Origin of the sequence: Nonomuraea sp. NPDC049129 (genome assembly GCF_040648495.1) — a bacterium.
In the GTDB taxonomy this organism is placed as follows: Bacteria; Actinomycetota; Actinomycetes; order Streptosporangiales; family Streptosporangiaceae; genus Nonomuraea.
Map to the genome: position 1 here is coordinate 222,038 of NZ_JBEZDU010000018.1, position 17,610 is coordinate 239,647.

Below are 17,610 nucleotides of genomic sequence, written 5' to 3' on the forward strand. Positions count from 1 at the left end.
TGGCAGCCGGAGGATCAGGCTGGCGACGATGCGGAGGTCATGGAGGACCTCGGCGGGCTGGGTCGGAGAGTGACGATAGATACCGTCCCGGAAGGACGGTCCCCCGCAACTGTCGATGAGGGCGCTGATCAGTTGCTGGCTGGTGAGAAACGGCTGGACATCGATGTCGCTGGGGTTCTCGTCGCAGCCGGCCAGCGGGAAACCGCAGGGCGTGCGGTGGCTCGCTTAGCGACATCAAGGCGTGGAAGGGAGCATCTGCCGGGAACGGGAACGGAACTTAGGGCATGACCGAGTTCGCGGGGCATGCGACCACAGTCGCCGCAACGCGCCTGGAGCAGGACGCCATGGTCCAAGCAGGCGAAGTGCCAGGTCAATCGCCAGGTAAGTTGCCAGCGGCCGCCGGTTTCGGCCAGGCAGAGCGGACAGTAGCGCGACCCTCGCGCCCGGGTCCATGACGAGCGGACATTCACGGTTCTGGCGGTGGGGTCCAGGGTGAGGAAATGGCCGGCCCATCGCGACAAGGTCATGCCGCGCAGGGTCTGGGGACTGACTCCGGTCGCAGCGCCGAGGTGTGCGGCCTCGTGCTGGGTGAGATGAATGGTCCAGTTGGGCGGTGGGCCGGCGCGGGATGCTCGGTCGTGCCGACTGAGGCCGAGCGCGTCAAGCATGTGCGTGAGTGGCGTGTCCAGGCGGGTGGCCAGCGCTTCCAGCCAGCTGTCCAGGGCTTCGCCCGGCATCGGCGGCACCCTGATGGGCAGCGTGCGGACCGGGACGTTCACGAGATAGTGGTCAACCGGCCCCGAGACAGGGCGAGTTCCAGTTCGTGGCGAGCGGCTTCAGCCGCCGCGTCGTTCTTCACCTGGTCGAGCAGGTCGGTGGTGAGCGTCTCGACGCCGATGCGGACAGCACGCTGGCAGCCCCGGTTGATGATCGTCATGAGGGAGCCGATGTGTCCGGTACTGCGCGCGAACAGGTAGTCCGACAGGTCGTCGGCGAGGAATCCGGGGTGTTTGGCCGCCAGGACCAGGCGTTGTTCCAGGGCCAGCAGCATGGTCCGCCACTCCTGCCGACCTTGTGGTGCCTCGATGGTGAAGGGGCGCATGCCCAGGCGGGTGGTGCGCCGGGCGGTCTGGGCGAGTACGGCGTCGCTGTAGGAGGTGCCCTCGGAGAACAGCCCGCGGGCTTCCAGGCCGACGCCGATGAACAGCAGGGTGACGGGGAACTCGTTGGCGATGTACTTGAAGTGGTTGCTGATTTCGATGCCGCTCTTGGCCTGCCAGCGGAGAAAGTGCAGCTCGTCGACGATGAGCAGCCGGGTGGAGCAGGACAGCACGCAGTCCAGGGCGCGGTGGGCGAATTGGGCGGCGGTGCCCTTGCTGGTGGCCGGGTGGCCGTAGAACTCCAGCATGGCTCGGTTGAAGTCCTTCATCCCGGTGTTGCCCGTCATCCCGATCCGGCAGACCGGCCACCTCTCGTGGCCATCGCCGGTGAAGGCACCCTTCTCGACGATTTCCCGCTGGTGAAACAGGCGGGCGAACGCCAGCGCCGCGGTGGTCTTGCCCAGCCCGGGAAAGGCGTCGATCGCGATCGCGCCCTTGACCTTGTCGCCGTCCTGCTCGTTGCTGTCGACGATGTCCCACAGGTCCTCGTGCAGCTCTGCCAGCTGAGGGGTCTTGATCGGCCCGAGGTTGGCGTGCCAGATACGGCGTTGCCGGTCGTAACCAGCCTTCGCTTCAGGACCGAGCCGCCGAAGCTGGGCGACGGTGAGCGGTTCGGGCTGGAGACGGCGGGGCGCGTCGACGTAGTGCTGCCAGCCTTCCTTGCGGGCCAGCGTGAGATTGTCCAGGTTGGCGTGCGTCGCGACCGGCGGGCTGTCAGTGACGGTCACACGTCCTCCAGCGCCTCGGCGTAGAAGTCGAGCTCGTCCTCGTCGTCGTCATCGCCCTGCGGCAGGTCAGGCTCCTGCGCTGGAACCTCGTCATCGACGGGAGAGTCGACCGCCGGGACTGACTTCTCCAGGGCATGACGCACGGACGGCAGCCGGGAGATGGCATCCGCAGCAGTGGCGGGCAGTTCGATCGCGGCCTGCTCGCGGGAGATGCGCAGCGCCATGCGCCGTTCGGCGACCGACGTCCCCAGCCCGATCTTCCAGCGTTCCAGCAGGTCGGCGACCGCGAGCCGGTCGTCGGGGTAGGTGTATTTGGCCGCGGCCAGCTTGCGGGCGAACTGCGGGGCCTCCTCGCTCAGCGGCATGTCCAGGGCCGGGGCATGTTCCCAGTCCAGGACGTGCCACCGCCGCTCGGCAGGCCCGCGAGGGGTGTCGGGGTCGCGGAAGTAGACCTTGGTGATGTCATCGGGATCGACGTAGATGGGCCACTTGCCAGTGTTCGGACCGGCATAGGTGCTGGTCTGGCCTCGGAAGGGATTCAACCCTGGGCCGTTGTAGCGGCGCCCGACCTCCACGCCGTAGTGCTGGATGGTGCGCCACTTCACCTGCAGAAACTCAAAGGCCAGATCCGGATCGCGAGGCACCTCGATGTAGCCGGCGCGGTAGATGCCATGCTCGAACATCTGCGCCGGCGACATGCGCAGTCCCGGGACATGCGGGTCGACCAGGCTGTCATGCGGCCGCAAGTGGTAATCCACCGCGACCCACTCCCGGATGATCGCCTCCAGCTCGTCGAGGAAGTAGAACGCATCGCCTTCCGGATTCACGCCCCGGGAGTGCAGGTCAGGGCCCTTGTAGCCGGGCAGCGCCTGCAGCAGATCCTCGCGCAGCGTGCGGAAGAAGCGCTCCACGGGCCCCTTGTCGCGGCCGGTCCGCAGCCGGGCGGGCTGGATAGAGATGCCCAGCCGCTGGCAGACACTGGTCAGATGCTCCGAGACGTAGATCTTCCCGTGATCGACGACGATCGTCTCGGGCACCAGCGACGGACCCGCAGCACCCCGCCCACCAGTGGACACCTCGGCCAGCGGGCCCTCGACCGCCTCGACGTCCAGCAGCACCGAGCGGGGAATCCCATGCTCGGGCCAGACCGCGTGCGCCGGCCAGTTCTTGCCCGGCGGCCGTGGCCGATAGACCTGGTAGAGGACCGAGCCGGCGTCGATGGACTTCGTGGAGACCGGCGTCACCCGGACGCCGACGATGCACCGGGTGTACCAGTCCATCGCGACCGTGAGCTCGGCTTGCAGCCACCGCAGCGTCACCGGATCCAAGGCGAAGACGTCCAGCCGCGTGGTGTCCATCAGCACGTACTCGCCCGGCCGAGTTGGCCGCAACCTGCCGTAGACGCCGTCCGGACGTTCAGCGATGTCCCGGTTCCGCTTGGTGCTCAACCGGAACGTCGGCTGGCGCTTCTCCAGTTCCTGTAGCACCCGGAAAGCGGTCGCCTTGCTGGGCAGTTTCACCCCTCCCTGCCCGAAGCGTGCCAGCAATCGAGCCTCGGTGCGGCGGATCACCATGGAGCGTGACGGCTTTGACTTCTCGACATGCTCGGCCATGATTTCCAACGCTGTCTCCACCCAGCGCTCGTCGACTCTCCCGTACCCGTTGGTGGCGCTCGCTTTCGGAGCCAATCCAGCCTCACCGTGAGCGTGGAAGTCTGCGACCCAGCGCTTGATGGTGCGCATCGTGACCTCCAACTCTGCGGCCTTCGCCGCGTAGCGGCTGGTCAACGGTAGGTCTGGACGAAATTGGGGCCGAGGTTCCTCCTCGCCTGCCAGTTCGGGGCTGCCGGATCGGAAACCAGTGAGGACCTCACGGACGTGTGCTGCGCGTTCGCGAACCTGTTGCCGCTGGGCGTCGTCGAGTTGCCCCAGAATCACCGCCGCATGCTGAGTCGCGTCGCGATCGGAAGAACTTGTTTCGTTGGGAATCACGCGAGCGCGAGGCGACGCCAGGAGTTCACGCAGGGCAACGCGCGAGACCTGTCCGCGGCCGTTCCTCAGAAGCACCTCGTTGCCCGCGCTGGTCGGCAGCATCTGGACGATCTCAACAATCTCGCCGTCGTAGTGGAAACGAGTCCCCACTCCGACCCTCGTGCTCCCCTTGGTCATGTCGGCGTCCAGAGAAGGTGGCCCCGGCTAAGGGGGTGATCCAGATCGGTTACGAAACGTTGCTGCCAGAGCAGGTGCAGCACAGTCGCTTTCACCGTCTCCCCTGGCCATCCAGGCTGGCTGGAGATCACGTCCGTCAGGCTCACACCGTTGAACGGTTCGCTCATCAGCGCGTTCATCAGGTGCTGGTCGAATAGCCAGGGGCGCCGATACCCAGCGAGCAAGCGGATGTTCTCCAACCGGCTGGTCGGAGGCTCGCTCCAGACCTCGTAGCGCCAGCCGCGGGATTCGACCACGTGCCGAGTCCAGGCGAAGGTGACGGCTACTTTTGGCGCCGTCACGCGGTGGGCGGGCTTGACATCAACGATCACTGGACCAGTCATGGTCAGCAGCAGGAAGTCGGGAACATGCCTGCGGGCCATGCCGTCGAGCGTCACCGTAAGGAGGAAGGGCTGGGCGATGATGCCCAAGACGGAGGTATCGAAGTCGGCGAACAGAAGTCGGGCCAGCTCAAGGCGAGATTCGTAGATCACATGGTCGCGTTGGGTGGCCGACCAGTATGTGCCCGAGTAATGCTTCTGCCCCTTACTCCAGCGGAACGTGCGCCAGGGTACGGCGGCCCGCAGTACGTCAAGGGGGACTTCCAGCCACTCGGCATCTTTGACCAAAATGCCCTCACGAGGGCGAAAGGACAGGGTCGCCGTGAGAACACTGGCTGCCCTCATACAGAATCCCCCACATCTCGGATCCCCGCAGGCAGAGCATCACGTACCTACAGTTGGTAAGGAGTGCATCTCAGGATGTGAAGGCTAAGTCCAAAGTTCTTGGTGCCGCTGGCGAATTCTCAATCTCATGTCATTTGTGCGATTCGAGTGTCATTGCGAATGAGAAAGTGACACGGAATTTGAGAACCTACAGGTACGTTAAAGTCCGACGTTGCGCATGGCGTTGTCCCGCCAGCGGTCGACGGCGCGGATGTACCTCAGCACCACCGGTGAGGCGGGCGCCCAGCGGCCGTGTTTGGCGATGACGGCGACCGGGACGCCGGCGGCGTAGGCGACGGTGGCGCCGCCGGCGCGCAGGCTGTGCGCGGTGACGGTCTCGGCGTACGGGACGCGGGCGCGCACGGCCAGGTCGCGGACAACGACGTTGACCGCGTCCGCGCCGAGCGAGGGTCCGATGGTGGCGTGCCGGTTGATGCGACGCAGCAGCCGCCCGTCGGTGTGTCCGGCCTGGTCGAGGACGTGGAGCCAGTCGCGCCAGGCGGCGACCGGGTCGGTGAGCGGGTGGCTGCCGCGCGGGATGGCGATGGTCTCGCCGCGCGAGTCCTTGTCGGTCTTGGAGGTGCGGATGGTCACCTCCAGGCCGTCGGCGACCTCGCGCACGTCGTCCCTGGTCAGGGCGACGAGTTCGCTGCGCCGGCCCATCAGCGCCAGGCCGAGCACCAGCAGCAGCCGGTCGCGACGTCCGATCGCCGTGGTCAGGTCGCAGGCGGCGACCATGGCGCGCAGCGCGTCGATGGTGATGGGCGGGGCCTCGCGCTGGCCGCGGCCGCCGTCCTCGGCGCGCCGGCGCTTGTAGGCGCGCAGCGCGAGGCGGGCGGCCTCGGTGGCCGGACAGCCGGTGTGGCCGGACAGCCGGTGCATGGTGCGCACGGCGGCGATGGCCTGCTCGATGCTGGCCGGCGCCTGCCCGGCCTCGCAGAGACTTGAGGTGTATTCGGCCAGTGTGTGCCCGGTGGCGGGCAGTGCGACGCGGCCGTGTCCGGCGCACCAGGCGGTGAAGGCGGCCCATTGCCGGGCGTAGGCGCGGCGGGTGTTGGCGGGCACGCAGCGCCGAGCTCGGCGCGAGACTGCGACAGCGTGATGGACCAGCACCCGCCCGAGGACCGGCCCGAGCAGGCCGCCGTGTTGTTCCAGGTTGAGTTGCCCTTTGAGGGTGTCGTTGACCGACTCGATGAGCTGGCGGACCTTCTTGAGCATCGGTTCGCCGTACCTCTGTTTCTCTCGCTTGCGCGAGGGGCACAGCAGCTCGATGCCCTGTTCGGCGAGTTCCTTTTCGAAGGGCTTGGAGGCGAAGCCCTTGTCCGAGATGAGCAGGATGCCCTCGCGCTCGGCGATCAGGTCGGCGTCGATCTCGAGCATCGCTGCCAGCACCTCGCGCTCGCCGATCTTCGGGTTGGCCAGTGCCCACATGATGGGCATCCCCGCCGGGGTACAGACCAGATACAACCGCAGGCCCCAAAAGAACCGCGAATGTGAGGCGCAGTAGCCGTAGCTGCCCCAGCCGGCCAGGTTCGAGCGTTGCACCTCCTGCTCTGATGGGCGCACGAAAAAGATTCACTGATCATCTCGACGGTTTCCACCGGCCGAGGTTCGCTGCCGCCTGCCCGGCTGAGGTGGGTGATTTTCCGGTCAGTATGCGCCACAGGGTCTTCTCGTGTAGGGGACGTCGCGGCGGGACAGCAGCCGATGGAGGGTAGTCTTGGCGACGGTCTTGGTCTGGTCGGGGGTTTCTTGCGGCGTTCGGCGGTGGCTAGGACTGAGGGGGCGCCACGTTCTCCTCAAGCGGATGGTTGTTCCACCAAACCGGAGCAACCTCATGCCGTCGATACCCAGCACCGTCCTGGCCGCGGAGCTCACCGGCTGATCGGCTATCCGCCCAATCGGGCGAGAATCGCTTCGGTCATCTCCACCGTGCCGGCGGTGCCGCCAAGGTCGAGCGTCCGGACGTCAGACGAGCCCAGAACGTCTTCGACGGCCTTCGTGACCGCGGCCGCAGCATCGGTTTCTCCAAGGTGATCGAGCATCATGGCGCCGGCGAGGATCTGGGCGGTCGGGTTCGCTATGCCCTTGTGAGCGATATCGGGGGCAGAGCCGTGCACCGACTCGAACATGGACGGGTGGGTGCGCTCGGGATTGATGTTGCCGGAGGGAGCGATACCGAGGCTACCTGCGACTGCGGCGGCCAGATCGCTGAGGATGTCGCCGAAGAGGTTGGATGCGACGACGACGTCGACTTTGTCCGGGGAGAGGACCATGCGAGCGGTGAGCGCGTCGATGTGGCATTGGTCGGAAGAAATCTGCGGGTTGTCCGCTGAGATCTCGTGAAAGATCTGGTCCCAGAACGGCATTGAGTGAATGAGGCCGTTGGACTTGGTCGCTGACGTCACGTGACCACCGCGGTGCTGGGCGTGGGAGAACGCGAAGCGCATGACTCGCTCCATGCCGTGACGGCTGAAGACCGCTTCCTGCACGGCGAACTCATGGGGCGTACCCGTGGCGTGTCGTCCACCGATCTCTGAGTACTCCCCCTCGCAGTTCTCCCGCACGATCACCATGTCGATGTCTGACGGTCCTCGACCCGCGAGCGGCGGGGTGATCCCGGGGAACAGCCGAACAGGTCGAAGGTTGACGTACTGCTGGAACGCGCGCCGGATCGGGATGAGCAAACCCCACAGTGACACGTGGTCGGGTACGCCCGGGAAGCCGACGGCGCCGAGGAAGATGGCGTCGTACTCGCGGAGCTGATCGATACCGTCGGCCGGCATCATCTGGCCGGTGCGCACGTACCGTTCGCAGCTCCAGTCGAACTGCCTCCAGTCGAGCGTGAAGCCGTGGCGGCAGGCGACGGCGTCAAGAACCTTCTGCGCCGCCACCGTCACCTCCGTTCCGATGCCGTCCCCGGGGATGGCGGCGACTCTGTGCGTGCCGGGTGTCGTCGTCATGTGTTGCCTCCACATCCATTGCAGGGTGCCTGCGTACGTCAGGGCACATCGGCCGATTTCAACAGTGTGCTCATCCAGGTGCCGGTCAGGAGAGCTAGTCGGTTTCGGTGAAGACCGCTCGCTGAACCCGTTCGTTGACGGTGAGGCGGAAGATGTCGGGCCTCGCGTAGTGGCCGACCACGTCGAAGTCGTACTTGCCGCGGACGATCTCGGCCAAGTCGAGGTCTGCGGTCAGCACCGCTTCCTGGTCGAAGCACGGCCCGGCGAGGATCTCTCCCATGGGAGAGACGATGAGCGAGCCTCCCCGCGACATCAGCGCGGATTGGTCGCTCGTCTTAACGTCGGCGCAGTCGTCGTCCAGGGTGATGTACTGATTGGCTCCGAGGACGAAACACCGTCCTTCGCATGCCACGTGGCGCATGGTTGCGGTCCAGGTGTCACGGCTGTCTGCGGTCGGAGCGCAGTAGATCTGGATGCCTTTGGAGTACATCGCGGCGCGCAGCAGCGGCATATAGTTCTCCCAGCAGACAACGGCTCCGAGACGCCCTATCTCGGTATCGAAGACGTTGAGTGTCGAGCCGTCGCCGAAACCCCAGATAAGCCTTTCGGCGCCTGTGGGCATGAGCTTGCGGTGCTTGCCGAGGTACGCGCCCGTAGCATCGTAGAAGAGGACCGTGCAGTAGAGAGTCCCACCATCTCGTTCGATGACGCCGATGACCAGGTGGGTGCGGAACTCGGCGGCGAGTTCGCCCAGCTCGAACACGACCGGTCCGGGAACGTCGATTGCGGCGTTCCAGTAGTGACGAAACTCCTCCCGGCCCTCAGGGGTGCGGCTCCCGATCGAGGTGCCGAATGTTGCTCCTCGTGGGTAGCCGCCGAGGAAGGCTTCCGGGAAGACGGCCAGCTTGGCGCCTGACCGGGAGGTGTCGGACAGCAGATTGCGTATCTTCGCCATGCTCGCGCGATGGTTGTTGTGGACTGGGGATGCTTGAACGACTGCTGCTCGGACAGAGTCCATGGGTGTCTCCTGCGGGAGGGTAAGCGTGCAACGGCGACAGCGTGACAGCGCGATAGGCGTCTTGGCCTGTAACCGTGTGGGAGAGAAGGGTTTGACGGGATGTGCGGTTGGGCCGGCGCTCAGTGGTCGGCGGGCGTGCTGTGGTTCAACCACGTACTGCCGTCGGCCTCTTCGACTTCCATCGCTGTCAGAATTACGTGCTTGACGGAGTTGCTGTGCTGCTCAAGAAGGGTCGCGAGCCTTTCACCGTCTCGCTCTCTCAGCGCGTCGACCATGGCGATGTGGTCTCGGTGTCGTTCCTCGCGCATCCCCGTGTGGTGACGGAACAGGTAGTCCGAGATTTGAAGATGAAGGTTCAGGAGTTTGTAGTGACGAGTCAGGTGGGCGTTGCCGGCCGACCGGATGATGATCTCGTGCAGACGGACGTCAGCATCGATGAATTTGGCGATCGACTGTTTCTCGGGAGGCTTGGACAGCGATTCCTCTTCGAGGATGACCAGTAGCTCGGACAATTCTTGAAGTTCAGCCGAGGTGATGTTCTTCGCGGCGCGGGACGCTACGTATTTTTCGAAGATCTGGCGTAGCTCGAACAGGTCGGCGATGTCCGATCGGGTGAGCTTGACCGCCGTCGTTCCGCGGCGGTCCGACACCTGCAGGAGCCCCTCGGAGACCAGTCTCGTGATCGCTTCCTTCACCGGGCTGCGGCCCAGCTTCGTCTGGCTGGCCAATTTGGCTACCGAGGTCTGCTCACCCGGGCGGATCTGGCGTCGCAACACCATTTCTCGGATTCGCTCGTACGCGATGTCGGCGAGCGGAACACTGGGCGACGGCATAGGCTCCTGGTCCTTCGTCATCGGCTCACCACATCCTCGATCGTACTCGCCTCCTTCGCCAGTGTCCGAATCGCGGAGTTGCCGGCTTCTCGCCCATCTGTGCTGGCGGCGCGAAGAATCTCCCTGACCCGCCGTTCGGCGGTATGACGCGCCTCGGCTGACGGTTCACCGAACTCGCTCAGTTCCACGGTGCCCACGACACGGCCGGGCGCGGCGAGCACGAGAACTCGCTGGCCGACTTCAACGGCTTCGCTGATGGAGTGCGTCACGAAGACCGTCGTCTTCCGGGTGTCCTGAATGAGCTTGAGCAGGTCCGATCGCACCGCTGCTGCCGTCACCTCGTCCAGGGCGCTGAACGCTTCGTCCGCGAGGATGAGATCGGGGTCGGTGAGGAACGTGCGGGCAATGGCTGCCCGCTGCTGCATCCCCCCGGACAGCTCATGGGGGTGAACGTGGGCGAATTTACCAAGTCCGAGCTTGTCGAGCCATTCGGCGGCGCGCTCCTTGCGCTCCTTCTTCCCGACTCCGAGGATCTGGAGGCCGAGGGCGACGTTGTCGATGGTGGTTCGCCACGGAAGGAGTCGCGCAGTCTGGAAGATGATCCCGACTTTGGCACGTAGCTCATCGAAGTCACGGTAGGGGTCGTGCCCGAGAACACGGACGCGACCGGACGTGACGGACTGCAGACCCATCATCAGCGACAGGGCGGTGGATTTGCCCGAGCCGGTCGCTCCTACGATCGCGACTCGCTCCTGCGGGGCCACATGGAAACTGAGGTCGCGGCAGACGACGAGCTGTTCCTTGCCTCCCGTGGGGCCCTTGCGTGCGAATGCCTTGGTGACGTCGTCGAAAACGACAGGGAACGTGGGCTGTGGCTGATTCATGATTAACCCCTTCCGACCGCGGGCCGCCACGCCAGGAGGCGACTCTCGGCGAGACCACGGACAGCCTGCAAGATCATCAGGACCACGACCAACAGCAGTGTCCAGGCTATCGCTCCGGCCATGTCGAAGATCGATTGCGAGTTGAGCAACTCATAACCGACCCCCGTTGTTGCCCCGACCAACTCGGCGACGACCACGACTCGGATCGCGGTGCCGAGATTGACCTCCCACGCGGACAGCATTGCGGGGATGACCGCGGGCCACACGATGAGCCGGAATCGTTGGATCGGCCTTGCTCGGAACGCGACAGCCACTTCCTGCAGGTCGTGGGGAACGGACCGGACTGCGCCGACAGTGTAGAGAGCGAAACTCGGCGTGAGTTCCACGAGCATGATGAACGCGATGCGCGTCTCGACGTCCTTGAACCAGATGACCGCGAAGACCACCCATGACAATCCCGGCACACCCTGCAGGAATTGCAGAATCGGGCGCGCATAGGTCTCGAATGTTCGCCGGGCGCCCATGAGCAGCCCTATGGCCACACCCAGCAGGAAGGTGGTGATCAGTGCTAGGACGACTCGTTCCACGGTGATGAGAAGGCTCTTCAACGTCGCGGAGTTGGTGACGATGTGGACGAGTGAATTCCAGATATCGGGTATCGACGGAGCCACCAGACTCGATAGGAACAGTGTGCTAAGCTGCCACAGTCCGGCGATTGCGATGATGTCGATAACTGCTGCGCGTTTGCCTTTGAGTGCCGACAGGCAAACGCGCCAGGCAGGAGTTGGGAGAACGCGGCCAGTTTCGGGTGCGACGGAGGCTTTGTTCTCCGCCAATTGCCTGATGTTCACGACAGCATTTCCGTCTTTCGCACGTGAGAAGAATTGAAGGGCATGGTCAGGCGCCGAGATCAACCCTGCTGGTAGACCACGCCCTGCGGCACAGACTTGAGGTAGCCGGACTCAACTGCTGCGCGGAATACGGTGTCGATCGCATTTGTCTGCGACGAAGCCCAGTAGACGTTCAAATTGAGTCTCGTCGACTTCAGCAGTGCGGCGATGGAGGCTTCACGGATTCTCAGTGCCTTCGAGATCGTTTGCGCCGCCTCCGTTGGGTGCTCCTTCACGTACGCCGCGGCATCGACGTAGGTGTCGTACAACTGCGAGACCTCTCGCTTGTGCGAGGTGATCCAGCTCGTCTGGGCGGCCAGCCCGAGGTAGGGGATGTGGGACTGGCCGGTCGCCTGCGTCCAGAGCTTCGCAAGGTCGAACGTCGTGTACTTGTCGCTGGTGCCTCCCTCGGTGAGGGATGAGTAGGCCGGCTCCCAGATCTCTACACCATCGGCCCGGTTGGCTTCGATGATCGGGGAAAGGGCCGGGCCCTGGACGCCCTGGACGCGCATGCTTCCTACGTCGAGTCCGTTCTTCTGGGCGACGTACTTGAACATCACGTACTGCGCCGACGTCAAGTCCGCGGCGAAGCTCTTGTTGCTGAAGTCACTGAGTTTCGTGATACCCGAAGTCTTGGGTGCCACCGCGGCACCCCAGTAGTTGTACACGTTGAACAGGTACTGGACTTTTCCGCCCTTCTGGGAGAGCAGACCGACATCGGTGAGCAGTGTGCCGCTGGCGCCCACCTGCGTCGCGCCCGAGGCGAAGTTGGTACGGTAGGTGGCCCCCGGTTGTGGTTTGAATGAAATGTTCAGGCCGTGCTTCTTGTCCAATCCCTGATCTTTGATGATCGGGCTGAGAAAGAACCCGAGCGAAGGAGGTTGCTGTATGGCCAGTTCCAGGCTCGTCAGGTCGTCCGAGTTCTTACCGGAGTCTTTGGTTCCGCAGGCTGCCGACGCTAGACATGATGCGAGTGCCAGGCCAGCGAGGTACTTCCGCGATTGAGAGAACGACATTTCAGCCTCCTTGTGTGTGTACCTCGGCGCGTCCGTACGGACGCGTAGGGGGTCCGTACGGACGTATTGTTGGTCAGGCACCTGCATGCGAGGGCGCGCCTTTGCGAACGAGCAAGTGCGGTGATCGCCCGCTTTCAGGGCGCTTGGCTTAATCGACCGTACGCATTACCGTGCGGTCAGGCGGCAGCTGGGTCCAGCGTCTTGAGCATGTCGAGGACTACGCCGCTCACCGGGGTCTCGACGCCGTGTCGATCGCCCAGTTCGTGAACGTACCCGGTGAAGGCGTCGATCTCCAGCGGACGTCCGGCTGCCACGTCTTCTGCCATCGACGAGAGGATGTTCATCCGGTTTCCCTGTTCCCACACCTTGTCGCCGGCGTCCGAGGGGATCGGCGCGCCGTGGGCCCTTCCGACGGCGATTGCCTCCTCAAGCAGTGAGCCGTACAGGTGGCGGCCGGACGGACGCGCCAAGATGTCGCCGAGCGGGCGCTGGATGAGCGCAGTGAGCGGGTTGAGAGCACAGTTGAACAGGAACTTCTGCCACTTCTGCGCGCGGATGCGGTCGTCTGCGGCGATGTCCAGGTTGGCCGACCGGAACACGTCGAGAATGGAGTCGAGGTCGGGAGAGGGCTGTCCGACGTAGTCGCCGAGATGGATCCTCGGCGGAGAGGTGCAATCGATCACGCCGGGAGCGGTCCGCCGCGCGCCGATATAGAGGACACCCGAGAGAAGACGCGCCGGCCCAATCAGATCCGCGAGAACTTCTTCGTTCCGGACACCGTTCTGCAGGCACAACACACGCGCGTGATCACCGGCGACGGCGGTCAGCGCGGCAGCGGCCTCGTTAGTGTCGTAGGACTTGACGCAGAACAGAACCAGGTCGACAGCGGGAGTGGCTACGCCGCCGGGCTTGATCAGTTGCTCCGGGCGGGCGACGATGCGCGTTCCGTCCGGGTCGTTGACAACGATGCCCTCATGCTCGATCCGTGCGTAACTCTCGCCACGCGCGACGAGCGTGACCGAGATGCCGGCGTGCGCCAACTTGGCGGCCAGGTACCCGCCCGTCGCTCCTGAACCGATTACGCCAACTCTCATCGTGCTCCGCCCTCGGCCGTCAGCACGTGGTCGTACTGGTCGAACGGCGCTTGAGCGAGCACGAAGGTGAACAGCTCGTCGGAATCATTGGTGACCGTATGAACCTTCCCGGGCGGCATGGCACAGAAGGCGCCCGGGACGATCTCGTACGACATCGACTCATTGCTGTCCGAAATCGTGATCGTGCCACGGCCAGCCATCCCCAAGAACAGGTCCCAGATGACGGTGTGGCTGTGCTGTGCGATCGAGGCCCCGGGAGGGACGTTGAACACGCTGAATCGAATGGCGTCTGAGACGAACGCGACCCCTCTTTCACAGCCGGTGTGCGAGGGGTGCATCGGCACGAAGCTGGCGTGTTGTAGATAGGTGACATCCATGCCGTAGAAGCTAACATATCAATCTGACATGTCAATGCTCCTTCGGCTTACGGGGCAGACGTCGTCGTGCGGGGGCGGACGCGGCTGGACGACCAGACGGTTCCCAACCGCGACGTGTGGGTCTGTTCAACCCCTAACGGCTCTGTCCCGTAATCGGGTAGTGGTCGCGTCTGTCAATCCCCTCAAAGCGTGGAGACGGGTCTATGCCACAGCGGTCCTCAGCAGGGCCGATGAGGCTTGTCTCTTCTCGATCATGTGACGTTCGAAGGTGATGGCCCGGCGCTCGGGTTGACGTCACCAGGGGCAATGTAGCTCTGCGTGATCGTTGTTCGGGTAGTTCGTGGGGTGGATGGCCAGCATGAGGCGGACATATGTAACTGAGCGTTTTATCTCAGGTCCGCTACGTCGCGATCACGTCTCGGATATACCGCTCGGTAGTCGAATGGTTACAAATCATTGTTTTCCTGGCCTTCGTTTGAGGTCGGGAGAAAGGGTGCGGGCATGCGACGCGAATGGGAGTTAGAGGACCTGATCGAGTGCTGGACGCTGGATGAGGAGGAGTTCGCGCTGCTGGCGAACAAGTCCGGGGCGACGCGGCTCGGCTTCGGTCTGATGCTGAAGTTCTTCGAGCTGGAAGCGCGGTTCCCGCGCCGGGAGGACGTGCCCCGCCCGGCGGTGGAGTTCATGGCGGGTCAGGTGAAGGTCGACGCGCAACTGTTCGCCGCCTACGACTGGTCAGGGCGGACCATCAAGAACCATCGAGCGCAAATCCGGGAGTTCCACGGCTTCCGTGAGCCGACGGTGGGAGACGAGGACAAGCTCGCCGACTGGCTGGCCACCAAGATCTGCCCGGTGGAGATGTCGCGGGATCGGCTGCGCGGCGCGCTGCTGGCGCGCTGCCGCGAAGACAGGATCGAGCCGCCGAAGACGACCCGGATCGAACGCGTGCTGGGTGCGGCCGAGGCGATGTTCGAGCGAAACTTCACCGCCACGACCGTGGAGCGCTTGTCGTTCGAGTCGATCGACAAGCTGGAAGAGCTGATCGTCGCCGACGTTCCCCCGGCCGCCGTCCCGGTCGCCGGAGAGGATGCCCCTGCAGAGAACGGGCAGGCGCAGGTGGCCAGTGGCGGCCGGCGCGCGTTCTTGCAGGAGCTGAAGGAGGATCCGGGATCGTTTCAGCTGGACACGTTGCTGGCGGAGATCGTGAAGCTGGAGCGGGTGAAGGCGATCGGTCTGCCGGCCGCGTTGTTTGAGGGGGTCTCGGAGAAGGTTGTGGCGGGCTGGCGGGCCCGGGCGATGAAGATGTACCCGTCCGATTTCGAGGCGGCAGCGGCGCCGGTGCGCATCACGCTGCTGGCCGCGTTGTGCCAGGTGCGGCAGGCGGAGCTGATCGACGGGTTGGTGGAGTTACTGATCCAGCTCGTGCACAAGATCAGTGTGCGGGCGGAGAAGAAGGTCGAGGGGGAACTCAACGCCGAGTTCCGGCGAGTGCAGGGCAAGAACGGGATCTTGGTGAAGCTCGCCATAGCGGCGCTGGAGCTGCCGGAAGAGATTGTCCGCAAGGCGTTGTATCCGGTGGTCGGTGAGCGGACGCTGGCCGACATCATCGCTGAGGCCAGGGCGAACGAGAAAGAGCTGCGCACCCGGGTGCGGACCAAGCTGCGCGGCTCCTACTCCCATCACTACCGGCGCGGGCTGCCCAAGCTGCTGAAAGCGGTGACGTTCGGGTGCGGCAACGAGGTGTTCCGGCCGGTGATGGACGCGCTGGCGCTGCTGAAGCGCTACGACGGCTCCGACGCCGACTTCTACGCCGCCGCCGAGGCGGTGCCGTTGGAGCACGTGGTGCCCGAGGACTGGCGAGAGGCGGTCTGCGACCCCGACAGCGGCCTGGTCGAGCGGATCCCGTACGAGCTGTGTGTACTGGTGGCGCTGCGCAAGGCGATCCGGCGGCGCGAGATCTGGGTGGAGGGCGCCAACACCTGGCGCAACCCCGATGAGGACCTGCCCGCCGACTTCGAGGACAACCGGGATGTGCACTACGAGGCGCTGGCCAAGCCCCGCGACCCGGCCGACTTCGTCGCCGATCTGAAGAAGCGGCACGTCGCGGCGCTGGACCGGCTGCACAAAGGGCTGAAGAAGGCCACCACGGGCGGGGTGAGCATCACCCGGAGGAAGGGTGAGCCGTGGATCAGCGTCCCGGCCCTGGGCAAGCAGAGCGAGCCGGAGAACCTGGAGGCGTTGAAGGAGGAGATCGCCCGCCGCTGGGGAGTGATCGACCTGCTGGACCTGATTAAGAACGTCGATCACGCCACCGCCTTCACCGGCGAGTTCACCTCGGTGGCCTCGCGGACGGTGACCGATCCGGAAGTGCTGCGCCGGCGGCTGCTGTTGTGCACGTTCGGGCTGGGCACGAACATGGGGATCAAACGGGTCGCCGAGGGCACCGCGGCGATCGAGGGGATGGAGGCCGACACCGAGGCCGCGCTGCGCCGGACCCGCCGGCTGTTCGTCAACCGCGACAACCTGCGGGCCGCGATCCGCACGGTGGTCAACAAGACGCTCCAGGTGCGCGATGTTTCGCTGTGGGGGCCGGGCACGGCGTGCGCGTCGGACTCGCGCAAGTTCGGCTCGTGGTCGGCGAACTTCATGACCGAGTGGCACCAGCGCTACGCAGGTGCCGGGATCATGGTGTACTGGCACGTGGAGCGTAAGAACGTGTGCATCTACAGCCAGGTGCGCTCCACCACGGACTCCGAGGTGGCCTCGATGATCGAGGGCCTGCTGCGCCATCTGACGTCCGCCGAGGTCGACCGCCAATACACCGATACGCACGGTGCTTCGATCGTGGGTTTCGCGTTCTCGCACCTGCTGGACTTCAAGCTGCTGCCCCGGCTGAAGAACATCGGCTCGGCCCGTCTGTACCGGCCGGGTCTGGCCGAGGGCGAGGCCTGGCCGGGGCTGGAGGAGGTGCTGTCGGGCAAAACGATCGACTGGGAGCTGATCGCCAACCAGTACGACCAGATGATCAAGTACGCGACGGCGTTGCGGCTCGGCACCGCCGAGGCCCACCAGATGCTGCGCCGCTTCACCCGCGGCGGCCCCAAGCACCCCACCTACCGTGCCATCGAGGAACTCGGCCGGGTGATCCGAACCATCTTCATCTGCGACTACCTGGCTGACGAAGAGCTGCGCCGGGAAATCGGTGAGGGTCTCAACGTGGTGGAGAACTGGAATTCGGCCAACAAGGACATCTTCTACGGCAAGGCCGGCGACCTGACCGGCGACGACCGCGAACACGTCGAAGTCTCCGCCCTCGCCCTTCACCTGGTCCAGGCCGCGATCGTCTACCTCAACACCAGGATGGTCCAGATCGTCCTGGCCGAGCCCCGATGGCAGAAGAAGCTCACCGACGCCGACCGGCGCGCCCTGTCGGCTCTGTTCTGGTCCCATCTGAACCTGTACGGCAAGTTCGAGCTCGACATGAGCAAACAGCTCGACCTCGGACCGGCCTAGAGGTACACAATGTCGCGCCTGATCCGCTCTGAGTGGCGAATGACCTGGTGCGGCCCTTCCACGACCAACTCAACAACCAGCTCTGCGCCTGGCCGGCCTCGCTGTAGTAGGAAATAACCTCTGTGTTCCCGCGTCCTGAGGCTGAGCGGGGCGCACCCCTTCTGACCTGTGACCTGGTGCTTCTGGTCGCCCCGTGCCGAGG

The 17,610-nt window shown here is 64.8% G+C and carries 14 protein-coding genes; 1 reads left to right on the forward strand and 13 read right to left on the reverse strand.

Going from position 1 to position 17,610, the window contains the following annotated elements:
* Window positions 1–128: 128 nt before the first annotated feature.
* From AB0B64_RS42290 to AB0B64_RS42350, 13 genes are all read right to left on the reverse strand, one after another.
* Entirely contained in the window at window positions 129–779 is a 651-nt protein-coding gene (locus AB0B64_RS42290; protein ID WP_357955429.1) for a TniQ family protein, read from the reverse strand.
* A complete protein-coding gene (locus AB0B64_RS42295; protein WP_357955431.1) occupies window positions 776–1,888 on the reverse strand; it encodes an ATP-binding protein in 1,113 nt (370 codons plus the stop codon). The genes AB0B64_RS42290 and AB0B64_RS42295 overlap by 4 nt, the downstream gene beginning before the upstream one ends.
* Window positions 1,885–4,056, reverse strand: coding sequence for a hypothetical protein (locus AB0B64_RS42300; protein ID WP_357955433.1), 2,172 nt, complete (start codon window positions 4,054–4,056; stop codon window positions 1,885–1,887). The genes AB0B64_RS42295 and AB0B64_RS42300 overlap by 4 nt, the downstream gene beginning before the upstream one ends.
* Window positions 4,053–4,781, reverse strand: a complete 729-nt coding sequence (locus AB0B64_RS42305; protein ID WP_358185239.1) for a TnsA-like heteromeric transposase endonuclease subunit — start codon at window positions 4,779–4,781, stop codon at window positions 4,053–4,055. The genes AB0B64_RS42300 and AB0B64_RS42305 overlap by 4 nt, the downstream gene beginning before the upstream one ends.
* A gap of 198 nt (window positions 4,782–4,979) precedes the next feature.
* Window positions 4,980–6,365 carry a transposase gene (locus AB0B64_RS42310; protein WP_358185242.1) on the reverse strand — a complete coding sequence of 462 codons (1,386 nt, stop codon included), beginning with the start codon at window positions 6,363–6,365 and terminating at the stop codon, window positions 4,980–4,982.
* A gap of 344 nt (window positions 6,366–6,709) precedes the next feature.
* Complete coding sequence (locus tag AB0B64_RS42315) at window positions 6,710–7,783, reverse strand: tartrate dehydrogenase (protein ID WP_358185247.1); 1,074 nt, start codon at window positions 7,781–7,783, stop codon at window positions 6,710–6,712.
* Between the two features lie 94 nt (window positions 7,784–7,877).
* Window positions 7,878–8,801: a nitrilase-related carbon-nitrogen hydrolase gene (locus tag AB0B64_RS42320; RefSeq protein ID WP_358185250.1), complete on the reverse strand. Its 924-nt coding sequence runs from the start codon at window positions 8,799–8,801 to the stop codon at window positions 7,878–7,880.
* Between the two features lie 119 nt (window positions 8,802–8,920).
* Window positions 8,921–9,655, reverse strand: coding sequence for a GntR family transcriptional regulator (locus AB0B64_RS42325; protein WP_357955444.1), 735 nt, complete (start codon window positions 9,653–9,655; stop codon window positions 8,921–8,923).
* Window positions 9,652–10,518 carry an ABC transporter ATP-binding protein gene (locus AB0B64_RS42330; protein ID WP_357955446.1) on the reverse strand — a complete coding sequence of 289 codons (867 nt, stop codon included), beginning with the start codon at window positions 10,516–10,518 and terminating at the stop codon, window positions 9,652–9,654. Before AB0B64_RS42330 ends, AB0B64_RS42325 begins: the two co-directional genes overlap by 4 nt.
* A gap of 2 nt (window positions 10,519–10,520) precedes the next feature.
* Window positions 10,521–11,369, reverse strand: a complete 849-nt coding sequence (locus AB0B64_RS42335; protein WP_357955447.1) for an ABC transporter permease subunit — start codon at window positions 11,367–11,369, stop codon at window positions 10,521–10,523.
* Window positions 11,370–11,428: 59 nt separating this feature from the next.
* Entirely contained in the window at window positions 11,429–12,424 is a 996-nt protein-coding gene (locus tag AB0B64_RS42340) for an ABC transporter substrate-binding protein (protein WP_357955449.1), read from the reverse strand.
* Window positions 12,425–12,600: 176 nt separating this feature from the next.
* Window positions 12,601–13,518, reverse strand: a complete 918-nt coding sequence (locus AB0B64_RS42345) for a ketopantoate reductase family protein (RefSeq protein WP_357955451.1) — start codon at window positions 13,516–13,518, stop codon at window positions 12,601–12,603.
* Window positions 13,515–13,895 (reverse strand): cupin domain-containing protein, encoded by a 381-nt coding sequence (locus AB0B64_RS42350; RefSeq protein WP_357955453.1) that lies wholly within the window; start codon window positions 13,893–13,895, stop codon window positions 13,515–13,517. The genes AB0B64_RS42345 and AB0B64_RS42350 overlap by 4 nt, the downstream gene beginning before the upstream one ends.
* Window positions 13,896–14,396: 501 nt before the next feature.
* Here AB0B64_RS42350 and AB0B64_RS42355 point away from each other — a divergent pair.
* Window positions 14,397–17,408, forward strand: coding sequence for a Tn3 family transposase (locus AB0B64_RS42355; RefSeq protein ID WP_357955455.1), 3,012 nt, complete (start codon window positions 14,397–14,399; stop codon window positions 17,406–17,408).
* Window positions 17,409–17,610 lie beyond the last annotated feature (202 nt).